General features: G+C 69.2%; 11 protein-coding genes. 6 read left to right on the top strand and 5 right to left on the bottom strand.

The genetic code is table 11. The annotated features are described in order from the left end of the window. Window positions 1-338: 338 nt before the first annotated feature. Together AC59HU_RS11585 and AC59HU_RS11580 are read right to left on the bottom strand one after the other, a co-directional pair. Complete coding sequence (locus tag AC59HU_RS11585; protein ID WP_497223556.1) at window positions 339-1310, bottom strand: C40 family peptidase; 972 nt, start codon at window positions 1308-1310, stop codon at window positions 339-341. Between the two features lie 319 nt (window positions 1311-1629). Further along, the gene (locus tag AC59HU_RS11580) at window positions 1630-2322 is read right to left on the bottom strand and encodes an iron-dependent transcriptional repressor DtxR (protein WP_497223555.1); all 693 of its coding nucleotides are present in this window, start codon (window positions 2320-2322) and stop codon (window positions 1630-1632) included. 94 nt (window positions 2323-2416) lie between these two features. On the opposite strand from AC59HU_RS11580, the gene serC reads away from it, so the two are divergent. Beyond that, a complete protein-coding gene (gene serC, locus AC59HU_RS11575; protein WP_497223554.1) occupies window positions 2417-3535 on the top strand; it encodes a phosphoserine transaminase in 1119 nt (372 codons plus the stop codon). Between the two features lie 105 nt (window positions 3536-3640). Here serC and AC59HU_RS11570 read toward each other — a convergent pair whose 3' ends face one another. Continuing rightward, window positions 3641-4792 (bottom strand): DUF3027 domain-containing protein, encoded by a 1152-nt coding sequence (locus AC59HU_RS11570; RefSeq protein ID WP_497223553.1) that lies wholly within the window; start codon window positions 4790-4792, stop codon window positions 3641-3643. Next, window positions 4792-5172, bottom strand: coding sequence for a cold-shock protein (locus AC59HU_RS11565; protein WP_497223552.1), 381 nt, complete (start codon window positions 5170-5172; stop codon window positions 4792-4794). The genes AC59HU_RS11570 and AC59HU_RS11565 overlap by 1 nt, the downstream gene beginning before the upstream one ends. Window positions 5173-5250: 78 nt before the next feature. On the opposite strand from AC59HU_RS11565, the gene AC59HU_RS11560 reads away from it, so the two are divergent. The 5 genes from AC59HU_RS11560 to AC59HU_RS11540 all read left to right on the top strand — a co-directional run bounded on the left by AC59HU_RS11560 (window position 5251) and on the right by AC59HU_RS11540 (window position 11909). After that, on the top strand, window positions 5251-5511 hold the full coding sequence (locus AC59HU_RS11560) for a hypothetical protein (RefSeq protein WP_497223551.1): 261 nt from the start codon (window positions 5251-5253) through the stop codon (window positions 5509-5511). Continuing rightward, window positions 5508-7523 (top strand): helicase-associated domain-containing protein, encoded by a 2016-nt coding sequence (locus AC59HU_RS11555; protein WP_497223550.1) that lies wholly within the window; start codon window positions 5508-5510, stop codon window positions 7521-7523. Before AC59HU_RS11560 ends, AC59HU_RS11555 begins: the two co-directional genes overlap by 4 nt. 27 nt (window positions 7524-7550) lie before the next feature. Next, window positions 7551-9191, top strand: a complete 1641-nt coding sequence (locus tag AC59HU_RS11550) for a DNA repair helicase XPB (RefSeq protein ID WP_497223549.1) — start codon at window positions 7551-7553, stop codon at window positions 9189-9191. A gap of 121 nt (window positions 9192-9312) precedes the next feature. After that, a complete protein-coding gene (locus AC59HU_RS11545; protein ID WP_066040896.1) occupies window positions 9313-10002 on the top strand; it encodes a response regulator transcription factor in 690 nt (229 codons plus the stop codon). Window positions 10003-10034: 32 nt separating this feature from the next. Next, a complete protein-coding gene (locus AC59HU_RS11540; RefSeq protein ID WP_497223547.1) occupies window positions 10035-11909 on the top strand; it encodes a sensor histidine kinase in 1875 nt (624 codons plus the stop codon). 622 nt (window positions 11910-12531) lie between these two features. On the opposite strand, the gene groL is transcribed toward AC59HU_RS11540, so the two are convergent. Continuing rightward, window positions 12532-14151 carry a chaperonin GroEL gene (gene groL / locus AC59HU_RS11535; RefSeq protein ID WP_497223546.1) on the bottom strand — a complete coding sequence of 540 codons (1620 nt, stop codon included), beginning with the start codon at window positions 14149-14151 and terminating at the stop codon, window positions 12532-12534. Between the last annotated feature and the right edge of the window lie 50 nt (window positions 14152-14201).

The raw sequence follows: 14201 nt of genomic DNA, 5'->3' as shown, positions 1-14201 counted from the left end.
CCTTTCGAAGAGACCTGGACGGCTTCCAGGTGTTCGACGTTTCACACACCATCGACGGGGTCAGGAGACGTGCGGGCAACAAAAAAGGCGCCGTCACGATGACAGCGCCTTACTCCCAGAACCAGCTATGCGGCTCTGACTCAGCCCACTCGAGTGCCGGCGCACGAGCAGCAGGAAGCGCACCGTGGTGCGGACGCTCCTACCCTGTGACATCAGGCTCTCCGTGATCTCGAGGACGATCAGAGCTACAGAGTACGACAGAAACGGCGTGCCTCATATTCGAGGCACGCCGTTTCAGGAGGCGGTAACGAAGTGTTTACACTCCGGTCGCGAGCAGGTCAGCTGACGATGCGCACGAAGTAGTAGCTGCCCCAGGTCGGGCGGTGCTCGACGTAGCGGCCCCAGTCGGGCGAGTCGATCATCGTTCCGTCGCCGGCGTAGATGCCGACGTGACCGATCGGGTAGATCATCAGGTCGCCGGCCTGCGCATCCTCAGGAGCGATCGGGATGCCCATCGCGGCCTGGTTGCTCACCGTGCGCGGCAGGTAGATGCCGAACGCGCCGAAGACGTACTGGGTGAGACCGTCGCAGCCGAAGCTGGTGTCGGGGCTCGCACCGCTGCCGTAGGGCACGACGCCGACGAACTGCTCGGCGAACGCGACCAGGGCCGCACCGCTGTAGGAGCCCGACGGCGGGTTGACCGTGAAGGCGCCGGAGGACGCGCCCGAGGTCTTCTTGGCGGCGTTCGCGGCGTTGGTCGCGGCGAGCTCGGCGGCCTGGGTCGCGGCGACCGCGGCCGCAGCGGCCTCGCGGGCGGCGGCGAGCTGCTCGGTGGTCGGCGCGGTGTAGTTGTCGCGGCTGACCGCGAGCTGGGCCGAGGCGTCGGGAACGACGAGGGTCTGCTGGCCGCTCAGAGCCGCGTCGGTGGACACGCCGTTGTCGAAGCTGCCGCCGCCGCCGAAGGCGTAGGCCGGGAGTGCCATGGTCGCGACCAAGGCCGCCGCGAAGGTCATGACGACGACGCTGACGGTGCCCTTCTTGGTGGGCTTGGCGAAACGGGGCTTGCGGATGAACGGGGCGCGCCGAGCGGGAACCGCGGCCTTCGAGGCGGCGACGACCGACGTCGCGGCCGAAGCCGGGGCATCCTGCACCGGAGTGGCAACGGGCGTGGTCGCGACGTCCTTCGAGGGGGTGACGGCCGACGAGGCCAGCACCAGCTCCGTGGAGGGCGTGACCGACGAGGCCGCAGCGGAAGGAGCCGACACAGCAGAACCGGCGGTAGCGCCGGCAGCGGCAGCCGCCTGCTCCATCGCGCGCAGCTCTCGACGAGTCAGAGGCTGAGCGGGAGGTGTCTCGGGTCGGTTCGGGTCTTCGGGGTTCCGCTCGGAGCCGAGCGAGTCACCATGTGGGGCCAAAATGCAATCCTCCGGCACCTCTCGCAGCATCATGCGCTGCTCCCGTCCACACCGATAAGCGTGCGTAGTCAGCGACCAAGAGACGGGAGTAGAGGTGTCTTGGCCCGTGTCCAGCTGCTTCGGGCGGGGCCGGACTCGTTAGAGAATACGGGAGGCTACGGCCTTTGTCACTTTCGCGGGGGGTGTTTTTAACAATTCCGTAACGAGACGTGGACTAGATGCCAACGAATATATGGGATGCGACCTCATTGGGCAGTTCGAGCCCTTCGCTGAAACCTTCGACCTCTACCAGAACGTAGGAACCGACCTGCGTGAACGCGGCGGAGTTGCCGGGGACCACTCCGGCCTGCTTGAGCTGCAGCAGCAGCTCGGGGTCGACCTGAGCCGGTTCGCCGAGCCGGCGGATGATCTTGGTCTGCGGGCCGACCGCCCCGTGCACGAGCGTCACGATGTTGACGACGCCCTTGGTGAAGGGGATCGAGGCCTCCTCGCCGAAGGCGTCGAGCCCCGGGATCGGGTTGCCGTAGGGCGACTCGGTGGGGTGGTCGAGCATCTCGAGGATGCGGAGCTCGACCTGCTCGCTCATCACGTGCTCCCAGCGACAGGCCTCGTCGTGCACGAGCTCCCACTCGAGCCCGATGACGTCGCTGAGCAGACGCTCGGCCAGACGGTGCTTGCGCATGACGGAGATGGCCTTCTTGCGGCCGACCTCGGTGAGTTCGAGATGCCGATCGACCGAGACGACGACGAGACCGTCGCGCTCCATCCGCCCGACCGTCTGCGACACCGTGGGACCGGAGTGACCGAGGCGCTCCGAGATCCGGGCCCGCAGAGGATTGATGTTCTCCTCCTCGAGCTCGAGGATCGTGCGGAGGTACATCTCCGTGGTGTCGATCAGATCAGTCACTGCAAAACTCCTCATCGCCTTGTTAGGCGTACCTCAAACAGCCTAGTGTTCCGGCGTGCCGGAGGGGCGCTCGCGCGTCGATACTATGGGCATCATGGCTGAGATCCAGATTCCCACCGACCGACTCCCCGTGGACGGACGATTCGGCTGCGGCCCCTCGAAGGTGCGCCCCGGTCAGCTCGAAGACCTCGTCACCCGCGGTGCGACCCTGCTCGGCACGAGCCACCGCCAAGCACCCGTGAAGAACCTGGTCGGCTCCGTGCGCTCCGGGTTGTCGACCCTGTTCTCCCTGCCCGACGGCTACGAGGTCGTGCTCGGCAACGGCGGGTCGACCGCGTTCTGGGATGCGGCATCCTTCGGTCTCATCCAGAAGCGCGCCGAGAACCTGTCGTTCGGCGAGTTCGGCTCCAAGTTCGCTGCGGCCGCGGGAGCCCCCTGGCTCGAGGCGCCGCACGTGATCAAGTCGGAGGCCGGCAGCCGCGGCGAGATCGAGGTGCTGGAGGGCGTGGATGTCTACGCCTGGCCCCACAACGAGACGAGCACCGGCGTGATGGCCCCCGTGCGCCGCGTGCACGGCGACGAGGGTGCGCTGACGGTGGTCGACGCCACGAGCGCCGCCGGCGGCATCGACTTCGACGCGGCCGAGGCGGATGTCTATTACTTCGCCCCGCAGAAGAACTTCGCCTCGGACGGCGGGCTGTGGTTCGGCCTCTTCTCCCCCGCCGCGCTCGAGCGCGTCGAGACGATCGCGGCCTCGGACCGGTACATCCCCGAGTTCCTGAGCCTGAAGAACGCGGTCGACAACTCGCGACTCAACCAGACCCTCAACACCCCGGCGATCGCCACGCTCGTGATGCTCGACGACCAGGTCTCGTGGATCAACGAGAACGGCGGCCTGCCCTGGGCCGCGTCGCGCACGGCCGAGTCGTCGTCGGCGCTCTACGGCTGGGCCGAGGGCGTCTCCTACGCCACCCCGTTCGTGGCCGACCCGTCGCACCGCTCGCAGGTCGTCGTCACGATCGACTTCGACGACACGGTGGATGCTGCCGCGGTCGCGAAGGCGTTGCGCGCGAACGGCATCGTCGACACCGAGCCCTACCGCAAACTCGGCCGCAACCAGCTGCGCGTGGCGACGTTCGTGGCGATCGAGCCGGACGACGTGCGCCAGCTCATCTCGTCGATCGAGTACGTGGTGGAGAACCTCGGCGCGTAGGTCGCTATATACCTCGCCCTAGACGAAGAAGAGCCCGACCGGTCGATCCGGTCGGGCTCTTCTCGTCGGTGCGCGTGCGCCGTGGGCGCATCGGCGTGGGGTGGGTCAGCGGAGCAACTCCGGGCCTTCGGTGTGGGGGTCCTCGTCGTCCTCGTCGTCCGGCTCGTCGTCGTCCGACTCGTCAGCGTCGTCGTTCTCGTCGTCATCGTCAGACTCGTCGTCGTCGTCGTTCTCGTCGTCATCGTCAGACTCGTCGTCGTCGTCGTCGAAGTCGGCCGCCTCGTCGTCGTCGTCGTCGTCGATGCCGTCATCCGAGTCGTCGTCATCCGAGTCATCGTCCGACTCGTCATCGTCATCGGCGTCGTCGGAATCGTCGTCGTCGTCGGAGTCATCGTCAGACTCGTCGTCGTCGTCGGAGGCGGCTGCGTCGGCCGCGGCGAGCTCGTCGTCGTCGGAGACGTGGTCGTCGAGATCGATGCCGTCGTCGAGGTCGAGGACGTCCTCGTCGTCGTCCGCATCCTCGGAGTCGTCTTCGTCCTCATCGGAGTCGTCCTCCTCATCGTCGTCGAGGTCGTCCTCGGCGGCGGCGGTCGCGGCGGCGAGCTCCTGCGCGAGCTGGTACTCGGCGAGTCGCTCCGACCAGGGAACCCAGTCGGGGGCGACCAGCGCATCCTCACCCGGCAGCATCTCGACCTCGAGCACGGTGGGCTCGGACTCCTCGTCGACGCGGGCGAGCGTGACGGTCCAGTGCCAGCCGGGGTAGCCGGCCAGGCGCGACTCGAAGTGCAGGCTGAGCACGTGATCCTCGTCGGCGCGGTGGCCGACGACTCCGCCGATCGTGGAGGCGGGCGTGATCTCGCGCAGCGCGCTGCGGGCGAGCTCGACCGAGGCCAGCAGCACCTCGTCCGTCACCGGCGCAGGCTTCTCGGCCTCGACCTCAACGACCTCGGCGGTCTCGTCGACGTCGTCGCCGTCCGCGGTCTCGACGACGACATCCGTCACCTCGACCTCGACCTCGACGCCGTCCGCGGTCTCCACGGCGGCATCCGCGACCGCAGCGCCCTCGAGCGTCTCGACGTCCGCGGTCTCGACGACGACATCCGTCACCTCGACCTCGACGCCGTCCGTGGTCTCAGCGCCCGCATCCGTCACCTCGACGACCTCGAACGACTCGACGTCGCCCGCGGTCTCGGCGGCAGCATCCGGAGCCACCTGCTCCTCCGACGCCTCGGCGGGCGTGGGGGTGTCAGACGGCACTAGGCGTCCAGCTCGTCGGCGACCTTGCGCAGCAGGGCTGCGATCTTACGGCTGTGGGCGTTGTCGGGGTAGCGGCCGCGCTTGAGGTTCCCGCCGATCGAGTCGAGCACCTTCACCAGGTCTTCGACGATCACGGCCATGTCGTCCGCGGGCTTCCGTGACAGCTTGACGAGGCTCGGCGGCGCTTCGAGCACCCGCACCGAGAGGGCCTGGGCGCCGCGCTTGCCGTCGGCGATGCCGAACTCGAGTCGCGAGCCGGCCTTGACCGACGCTCCCGCAGGCAGGGCTGACGCGTGCAGGAAGACCTCTTGGCCGTCATCGGTGCTGATGAAGCCGAAGCCCTTCTCGTCGTCGTAGAACTTGACCTTGCCGGTTGGCATCGCGATTCTCCTCGTGTAATCGGCCCGGATACCCCTCCTGGCCACCTACCAGCCTACCCGTGCCCGTATCCTTGCTCTGTGAGCGATGTCGAGAAGACCCCGGCGAGCCGTCCTGAGCGCGCACTGACCTTCATGGTGGTGACCCTCGTGGGGCTCTCCGTGCTCGCGATCATCGCGGTGCTGATCTGCGGGTTGGTCGGGGTGAACCTCAACAACGACTTCGGCCGCACCGTGGCGCTCCTTCCGGTCATCGCGCTGCCCGTCGGCCTGATCCTGATGATCGTCCTCCTGGTGATGAGCATGCGTCGACGCCTCCGCGACGACCGCGGGAGTCGATGAGCGATTCGCTCCCGCTCGCCCGACGGCTGAGCGCGCTCGACGACGACGCACTGATCCGTCTCGTGACGGAACGGCGTGTGTCGGCCCGCGACATCCGCGACTTCTTCGATCTTGCGGACGCACTGCTGCAGCCCACGTCGATCCGTCTCGCCCTCCGCGACGTCGACCGCGCGGGCCTCGAGCGACTCGCGGCGCTTCCGGGCGACACGAGCCGCTCTGGCGATGAGGGTGGGCCGCTCGCCACGACCGACGACGAGCTCCTCGCCCTGGCACTCGCGACGCGAGCTGGCTCGGATGCGCCCGACTCCAGCGCGCTCCTCCCCTACGAAGCGGCGCGCGCGGTCGCGCAGGCGATCCTCGCGGAGTCACCCGCGGCGGGTGGCGGCGACCCCGCCGGAGTCGACGAGGTGGCGAGCCCCGGCGACCCGGCCCTCGTCGCGGCCGCCGCGGAACGCGCGTTCACGACCGTCTCGGCGGTCTCCGAGCTGCTGCAGCAGCTGCGCTCGACCCCGGCCCGGCTGCGTGCCCACGGCGGCATCGGCACGACCGAGGAGCGGCGGATCGCCCCGGTGCTCGGCGTCGAGGTCGACCAGGTGGCCCAGGTCGTCGAGCTGGCCTCCGCCGCACGGCTGGTGGCGGCCGAGGCCGAGACGCTCCTCTCCACGACGCTCGCCGCGGAGTGGAACCTGCTGCCCGCGGCCGAGCGCTGGCTCGCCCTGACCCGCAGCTGGTTCGACACCCTGCCGCTGCCGTGGCGCCGGCTCCTCCTCTCCTCCCCCGGGTGGCGCACCGGCGACGACCTCGCCCGCGCCTTCGCCGACCGGTACCCGGCGGCTGACGAGTCACGTCACGAGGCGCTCGCCCGCATCGACGGGATGGCCTCGACCCTCGGACTCGTGGCCGACGGCCGTCCGACCCCGTTCGGCACGGTCGCCCTCCGCCTGACACTCGAGGACGACTCGGGAACCGTCGACGGCGCCGCGGCCGACAGCGCCACCCCCAGCAGCACCGCCCCCGACGGCACCGCCCCCAGCAGCACCGCACTCGACACCGTCGCCTCCGCCCTCCCGCCCGAGGTCACCCAGGTCTACGTGCAGCACGATCTTTCGGTGATCGCACCCGGCCCGCTGCCGCCCGCGATCGACACGCGCATCCGCCTGCTCGCCGACCTGGAGAACCGGGGGCTCGCCTCGGCGTACCGCATCTCGCAGGCCTCGATCGATCGCGCCCTCGCCTCGGGCGAGACCGAGGAGTCGCTGCGGGCGTTCCTCGGCGAGGTCTCGCTGACCGGGATGCCACAGGCGCTCGACTACCTGCTCACCGAGGGCGGGCGACGGCACGGCCTGGTGCGGGTCCGCCCGGCGACCCCCGGTGCGCAGACCGTCGGTGTCCGGTCGATCGTCGAGACCTCCGACAGCGCCCTCCGCGGCACGATCGCCCTCGACCACGACCTCTCCTCGCTCGATCTGCGGCCCGCCCCCGAGGCGAGCACGGCCTCTGGAGACTCGGCCGACCCCGTCACCCATCTGGTCAGCCGCGCCGAACCGACCACCGTCTACTGGCTGATGCTCGACGCGCGGTACCCCGTCCTGGCGCTCGACGAGCAGGGTCGGCCGCGCACGATGACCCGCGCCCGCATCCTCCCGGCTCCGACGCCCGCCCCGCCCGCGGCAGGCGCCCCCGCGGGCGGCCCGACCGGGCAAGCCGCCGCGACCGGGCAAGCTCTCACGCCCGCCGCCCCCGCTGCCGCAACCGACCTCCTCGCCCGCCTTCGCGACGCCCCCGCCGCCTCCCCCGACGACCCCACCGCCTGGATCACCCGCCAGCTCGACCAGGCGGTGCGCGCCCGCACCCCGCTCCGCATCGATCTGCGGATGCCGGACGGCTCGGCCGTGCAGCTGCTCGTCACCCCGCAGAGCCTCTCGAACGGCCGGCTGCGCTGCGTCGACGAGAAGGCGGGGATCGAGCGGACGGTGCCCGTGGCGAACATCCTGGCCGTCGAGGCCGTCTGACGCGAGGGCCGCGTAGACTTTCCAGTTATGCCCGACGGCCCTCTCATCGTCCAAAGCGACCGCACCGTACTGCTGGAGGTCGCGCATCCGGATGCCGATGCGGCCCGCCACGAGCTGGCGGTGTTCGCCGAACTGGAGCGCGCCCCGGAGCACGTGCACACCTACCGGATCACCCGCCTCGGCCTCTGGAACGCGCGGGCGGCCGGTCACTCGGCCGACGAGATCCTCGCCACCCTGGAGCAGTTCTCGAAGTTCGCGGTGCCGCAGTCGGTGACCCTCGAGATCGTGGAGACCATCGGCCGCTACGGCAAGCTCGTCATCGAGCGCGACGACGAGGGCGTGCTGAGCCTGCGCTCGACCGATCCCGCGGTGCTCACCGAGATCACCCGCGGCAAGAAGGTGGCACCCTTGCTCACCGAGCGCCGTGACGACGGCAGCTGGATGATCGCCCCCTGGGCCCGCGGTCAGCTCAAGCAGGAGCTGATCAAGCTCGGCTGGCCCGCCGACGACCTGGCCGGCTTCACCCCGGGCACCCCGCACGAGATCGACCTAGACGAGTCGACCTGGCACCTGCGCGACTACCAGCGCCAGGCGGTCGACCTGTTCTCCGAGCACGGTTCGGGCGTCGTCGTGCTGCCCTGCGGCGCGGGCAAGACCCTCGTCGGCGCGGGGGCGATGGCCGCGATCAAGACCAACACCCTCATCCTCGTCACCAACACCGTTTCGGCCCGCCAGTGGCGGAGCGAGCTGCTGAAGCGCACCAGCCTCACCGAGGACGAGATCGGCGAGTACTCCGGTCTCGTCAAGGAGGTCAAGCCGGTCACGATCGCGACCTACCAGATCCTCACCTCCAAGCGCAGCGGCAAGTACGCCCACCTCGAGCTGCTCGACGCCCTCGACTGGGGCCTCGTCGTCTACGACGAGGTGCACCTGCTGCCCGCCCCGGTGTTCAAGCTCACCGCCGACCTGCAGGCCCGGCGCCGGCTCGGCCTCACGGCGACGCTGGTGCGGGAGGACGGCCGCGAGTCCGACGTGTTCAGCCTGATCGGCCCCAAGCGCTTCGATGCGCCATGGAAGGAGATCGAGGCCCAGGGCTACATCTCCCCCGCCAACTGCTACGAGGTGCGGGTCGACCTGCCCTACGACGAGCGGATGACCTACGCCGCCGCGGGCGACGACGAGCGGTACCGGCTCGCGGCGACCGCTCCGGCGAAGCTCGACGCGACCCGCCGGCTGATCGCGCATCACGAGGGCGAGCGCATCCTGGTGATCGGGCAGTACATCGACCAGCTCGACGACCTCTCGGCCCAGCTCGGCGCGCCGGAGATCACCGGCGCCACGCCGGTGGCCGAGCGCGAACGGCTGTTCCAGGCCTTCCGCGAGGGCGAGGAGAAGATCCTCGTGGTCAGCAAGGTCGCGAACTTCTCGATCGACCTGCCCGAGGCGAGCGTCGCCATCCAGGTCTCCGGCTCGTTCGGGTCGCGGCAGGAGGAGGCCCAGCGCCTCGGCCGCCTGCTGCGCCCGAAGGAGTCCGGGCTGTCGGCGAGCTTCTACACGCTCGTCGCGCGCGACACCGTCGACCAGGAGTTCGCGCAGAACCGGCAGCGCTTCCTCGCCGAGCAGGGCTACGCCTACTCGATCGTGGATGCGGACGCGCTGGCGGCGTAGGAACCGGAGAATCGCGGTCTGGCCGGTGTCTGGCCGGTGTCTGGCCGGTGCCGATCCACCGGAGAGCGCGCGCCCCGCTGACTCACAGTTTTCGCACAGCGCACCCGCAGATAATGGGATCATGACCGGCCCTCGCATCCTCATCGTCGACGACGAACCGAACATCCGCGACCTGCTCACCACCAGCCTCCGCTTCGCCGGCTTCGCCGTGCGCGCGGTCAGCAACGGTGCGCAGACCATCTCCGCCGTACTGGAGGAGGAGCCCGACCTCATCATCCTGGACGTCATGCTCCCGGACATGAACGGCTTCGGCGTGACCAAGCGGCTGCGGGCCGCGGGCTACACCGCCCCCATCCTCTTCCTCACGGCGAAAGACGACACGGAGGACAAGATCACCGGCCTCACGGTCGGTGGCGACGACTACGTGACCAAGCCGTTCAGCCTCGACGAGATCGTGGCGCGCATCAAGGCGATCCTGCGTCGCACCATGCAGGCCGACGAGGATGCGATCATCCGGGCCGGCGAGCTGACGATGGATCAGGACACGCACGAGGTCTTCGTCGGCGACACGGCGATCGAGCTCTCGCCCACCGAGTTCAAGCTGCTGCGCTACCTGATGCTCAACCCGAACCGCGTGCTCTCGAAGGCGCAGATCCTCGACCACGTCTGGGAGTACGACTTCAACGGCGACGCGGGCATCGTGGAGTCATACATCTCGTACCTGCGCCGGAAGCTCGACGCGCACACCGAGGAGTCGCTGATCCAGACCAAGCGCGGCTTCGGCTACATGCTCAAGGTCAGCAAGGCCTAGCCACAGCCTGAGGCGGTAGCCTTCTCCCCGACATGCTGAACGCCATCCTGAAGCAGTGGAACTCGATCTCGCTGCGCACCAAGATCACCGGCGTGACGGTCTTGATGCTGACCTTCGGGCTGGTGGTGTCAGGGGTGGGCACGATGATCGTGCTGCGCACCTACTTGCTGCAGCAGGTCGACTCGCAGCTCGACACGGCGTCGAAAGACGCCTCGCCGTTCCTGGGGCCAGATGCGACGCAGGAGCGGTTCGGCATCCAAGATGTCACGTCGGCGCCGGCCGATTACTTCGTCGGGCTGCTGAGCGCCTCGGGTGAGCTGATCGTCAGTAACTGGGGCGACCGCGACCCGGGTGCGATGCCCCAGGCCCAGGTCTCGCTCGACACCGCGAACCTGCTCGAGGGCAAGGTCTTCAGCATCGACTCGATCGATCAGCACACGCAGTGGCACGCGATCGCGACGACGGTCTACCTCTACGGCGGTGACGGGTCGCTCGGCACCATCGTGATCGCCAAGTCGCTCGCCGAGACCGAGAAGACGACGGCCACCTACCTGTCGATCTTCCTGGCGTTCGGGATCGGCGTGGTCATCCTGGGCGCGATGCTGACTCGGCTGCTCGTGACCTCGACCTTCGGGCCGCTCCGCGAGGTCGAACGCACCGCCGCGGCCATCGCCGACGGCGGCGACTTCAGCCGCCGCATGTCGGATGCGACGCCCAACACCGAGGTCGGGCGCCTCAACCGCTCGCTCAACACGATGCTCTCGCGCATCGACAGCGCGTTCGCCGACCGCGCCCGCACGATCGACCAGATGCGGCGCTTCGTCGGCGACGCCTCGCACGAGCTGCGCACGCCCCTGGTCTCGGTGCGCGGCTACGCCGAGCTGTACCGGATGGGCGCGCTCCAGACCCCCGAAGACGTGGCCCAGGCGATGGATCGCATCGAGAAGGAGGCGATCCGGATGGGCACGCTCGTCGAAGACCTCCTCGAGCTCGCCCGCCTCGACGAGACGCGGCCGCTGCAGCTCGCCCTGATCGACCTGGTGCCGTTGACGCTGGATGCGGCGATGGATGCGCGGGCCGCCAGCCCCGAACGCGTCGTCTCGGTGATCACCCCGAACGCCCCCTCGTCGGTCACCTTCGCCCCGGCGATCGAGGGTACTGCGGCGGATGCGGCGGGCGGGACGGGCGGCCCTGTCGGCGGCCCGGCGGGTGCCGCCGGGGCTCCCGGTGGTGCGAGCTCGGGCGGCGTCGGCGGTGCGGGCGGGCCCGACAAGCCGTCGACCGCGACGCGCCCCGTCACCTTCGCGAACAGCGCCCTCGCCCGGCTGCGTCGCCGCCCGCGGGCGGACGGGGCGGCGGAGACCGGCCCGGTCACGCCCCTCGACCCGGCCGCGCCCACCGGCCCGATCGCCCGCTCCGGGTCGGGTCGCGGTTTCGGCGCATCCCGTCGCGCGGCGAATGCGGCGAACGCCGCCAACGCCTCGGGCTCGCTGGTGCCCGCCGACACCGCTTCGGTCGCGGCGCAGCCGGCGGCCGAGGTGCGACCGATCGTGCTGGCCGAGGAGAACAAGATCCGGCAGGTGCTGACCAACCTGATCGGCAATGCTCTGCGGTTCACCGACGCCGACAGCCCGATCGAGCTCTCGGTGCAGGTCGACGAGAAGCGCCGCGTCGCGACCGTCGACATCATCGACCACGGAACCGGCATCCCGCCGCAGATCCGCGAGAAGATCTTTCAGCGCTTCTACCGCGCCGACTCCTCCCGCACCCGCGAGACCGGCGGAAGCGGCCTCGGCCTCGCTATCGTCTCCTCCATCATCGCCGCCCACCACGGCACCGTGGAGGCCCTGGAGACCCCGGGCGGAGGGGCGACCTTCCGGGTCACGCTGCCCCTAGCCGAGCAATAGGCCCCGGCAGGTGAAGGCCCACTAACGGCCTTTCCGTCCCGGAAGGCGAAGGCCTACTAACGGCCTTTCTGTCCCGGTAGGTGAAGGCCAGCTAACGGCCGTTCCGTCCCGGAAGGCGATGGCCCACTAACGGCCATTCCGTCCCGGAAGGTGGGGCCTACTAACGGCCTTACCGTCCCGGAAGGCGAAGGCCCACTAACGGCCTTACCGTCCCGGAAGGCGAAGGCCCACTAACGGCCTTTCCGTCCCGGAAGGTGTGGGCTGCAAATGTCCCGCTGTGTTAGCTGCCGGGATGGGCGTGCTTTGCGCGCCCATCCCGGGTCGCGCCGGTCCCCGCCCGGCGCGACGCGACATGTGAGTGTGCGGTCGCTCACGCGGCTGCGCACTCACCCTGTGTCGTCGAAAATGGCCCGCAGCATTCCACCCCGCCCGAACTTTTGGGACGGAGATGAAGGCTGCGGGCCTTTGTCGACGACACAGGGTGAGCGCGTCGCCGCGAAGCACGACCGCAGGCCGCGCTTCGCGACGGCACGCGAACATGTCGCCCGCGCCGGGCGGGGACCGGCGCGGCAAAGGGAAAGGCGGCCCCCGCCAGGGGACCGCCTTTCTCTTGGGATCAGACCTAGAAGTCCATGCCACCCGTGGGGTCGCCGGCCGGAGCCGCGGTCTTCTCGGGCTTGTCGGCGATGACGACCTCGGTGGTGAGGAAGAGGCCGGCGATCGATGCGGCGTTCTGCAGCGCCGAGCGGGTCACCTTGGCCGGGTCGATGATGCCGGCGGCCAGGAGGTCGACGTACTCACCGGACGCGGCGTTCAGGCCCCAGCCGTAGTCGAGGTCGCGCACCTTGGCGGCGACGACACCCGGCTCCATGCCCGCGTTGAACGCGATCTGCTTGAGGGGGGCCTCGATGGCCACCTTCACGATGTTCGCGCCGGTCGCCTCGTCGCCCACGAGCTCGAGGTTCTCGAACGCGGTCTTGCCGGCCTGGATGAGGGCGACGCCACCACCGGCGACGATGCCCTCTTCGACGGCGGCCTTCGCGTTGCGCACGGCGTCTTCGATGCGGTGCTTGCGCTCCTTGAGCTCGACCTCCGTGGCGGCACCGGCCTTGATGACCGCGACACCGCCGGCGAGCTTGGCGAGGCGCTCCTGGAGCTTCTCGCGGTCGTAGTCGCTGTCGGTGTTGTCGATCTCGGCACGGATCTGAGCGACACGTCCGGCGATGGCCTCGGGGTCTCCGGCGCCTTCGACGATGGTGGTCTCGTCCTTGGTGATGACGACCTTGCGGGCCTGACCGAGCAGGTCGAGGGTGACGTTCTCGAGCTTGAGGCCGACCTCCTCGGAGATGACCTGGCCGCCGGTGAGGATCGCGATGTCCTGCAGCTGCGCCTTGCGACGGTCGCCGAAGCCGGGGGCCTTGACGGCGACCGACTTGAAGATGCCGCGGATCTTGTTCACGACCAGCGTGGCCAGGGCCTCGCCGTCGACGTCCTCAGCGATGATGAGCAGCTGCTTGCCGGTCTGGATGACCTTGTCGACGATGGGCAGCAGGTCCTTGATGTTCGAGACCTTGCTGTTCACGATCAGGATGTAGGGGTCTTCGAAGACCGCTTCCTGGCGCTCGGGGTCGGTGACGAAGTACGCCGACAGGTAGCCCTTGTCGAAGCGCATGCCCTCGGTCAGCTCGAGCTCGGTGCCGAAGGTGTTCGACTCCTCGACGGTGACGACACCCTCCTTGCCGACCTTGTCGATGGCCTCGGCGATGATCGCGCCGATCTCGGGGTCGGCCGCGGAGATGGATGCGGTGGCCGCGATCTCTTCCTTGGTCTCGATCTCCTTGGCGTTCTTGATCAGCTCGGCGGAGACGGCGGCGACGGCCTTCTCGATGCCCTTCTTGAGCGAGATCGGGTCGGCGCCGGCGGCCACGTTGCGGAGGCCTTCCTTGACCAGGGCCTGGGCGAGAACGGTGGCGGTGGTGGTGCCATCGCCCGCGACGTCGTCGGTCTTCTTGGCGACCTCCTTGACGAGCTCGGCACCGATCTTCTCGTACGGGTCGTCGAGCTCGATCTCCTTGGCGATGGACACGCCGTCGTTGGTGATCGTGGGGGCGCCCCACTTCTTCTCGAGGACGACGTTGCGACCGCGCGGGCCAAGCGTCACCTTGACGGCATCGGCGAGCGTGTTCAGGCCACGCTCGAGGCCGCGACGGGCCTCTTCATCGAAAGCAATGATCTTTGCCATGTGTGTTTCTCGTCCTCCCTGGACGTCGTTCAAAGATTCAGGTGTTAGCA

Source organism: Herbiconiux sp. 320_LB, from assembly GCF_059691755.1.
Note: the sequence above shows the minus strand (reverse complement) of the source record. Positions and strands in the feature narration are given on the sequence as shown.

Bases quoted from the DNA above. Each gene is read 5' to 3' on its own strand.
- AC59HU_RS11565 (WP_497223552.1), bottom strand. From the start codon at position 5,172: ATGCCAACCGGCAAGGTCAAGTTCTACGACGACGAGAAGGGCTTCGGC.
- AC59HU_RS11585 (WP_497223556.1), bottom strand. From the start codon at position 1,310: ATGGAGCAGGCGGCTGCCGCTGCCGGCGCTACCGCCGGTTCTGCTGTG.
- AC59HU_RS11545 (WP_066040896.1), top strand. From the start codon at position 9,313: ATGACCGGCCCTCGCATCCTCATCGTCGACGACGAACCGAACATCCGC.
- AC59HU_RS11540 (WP_497223547.1), top strand. From the start codon at position 10,035: ATGCTGAACGCCATCCTGAAGCAGTGGAACTCGATCTCGCTGCGCACC.
- groL (WP_497223546.1), bottom strand. From the start codon at position 14,151: ATGGCAAAGATCATTGCTTTCGATGAAGAGGCCCGTCGCGGCCTCGAG.
- AC59HU_RS11555 (WP_497223550.1), top strand. From the start codon at position 5,508: ATGAGCGATTCGCTCCCGCTCGCCCGACGGCTGAGCGCGCTCGACGAC.
- AC59HU_RS11550 (WP_497223549.1), top strand. From the start codon at position 7,551: ATGCCCGACGGCCCTCTCATCGTCCAAAGCGACCGCACCGTACTGCTG.
- serC (WP_497223554.1), top strand. From the start codon at position 2,417: ATGGCTGAGATCCAGATTCCCACCGACCGACTCCCCGTGGACGGACGA.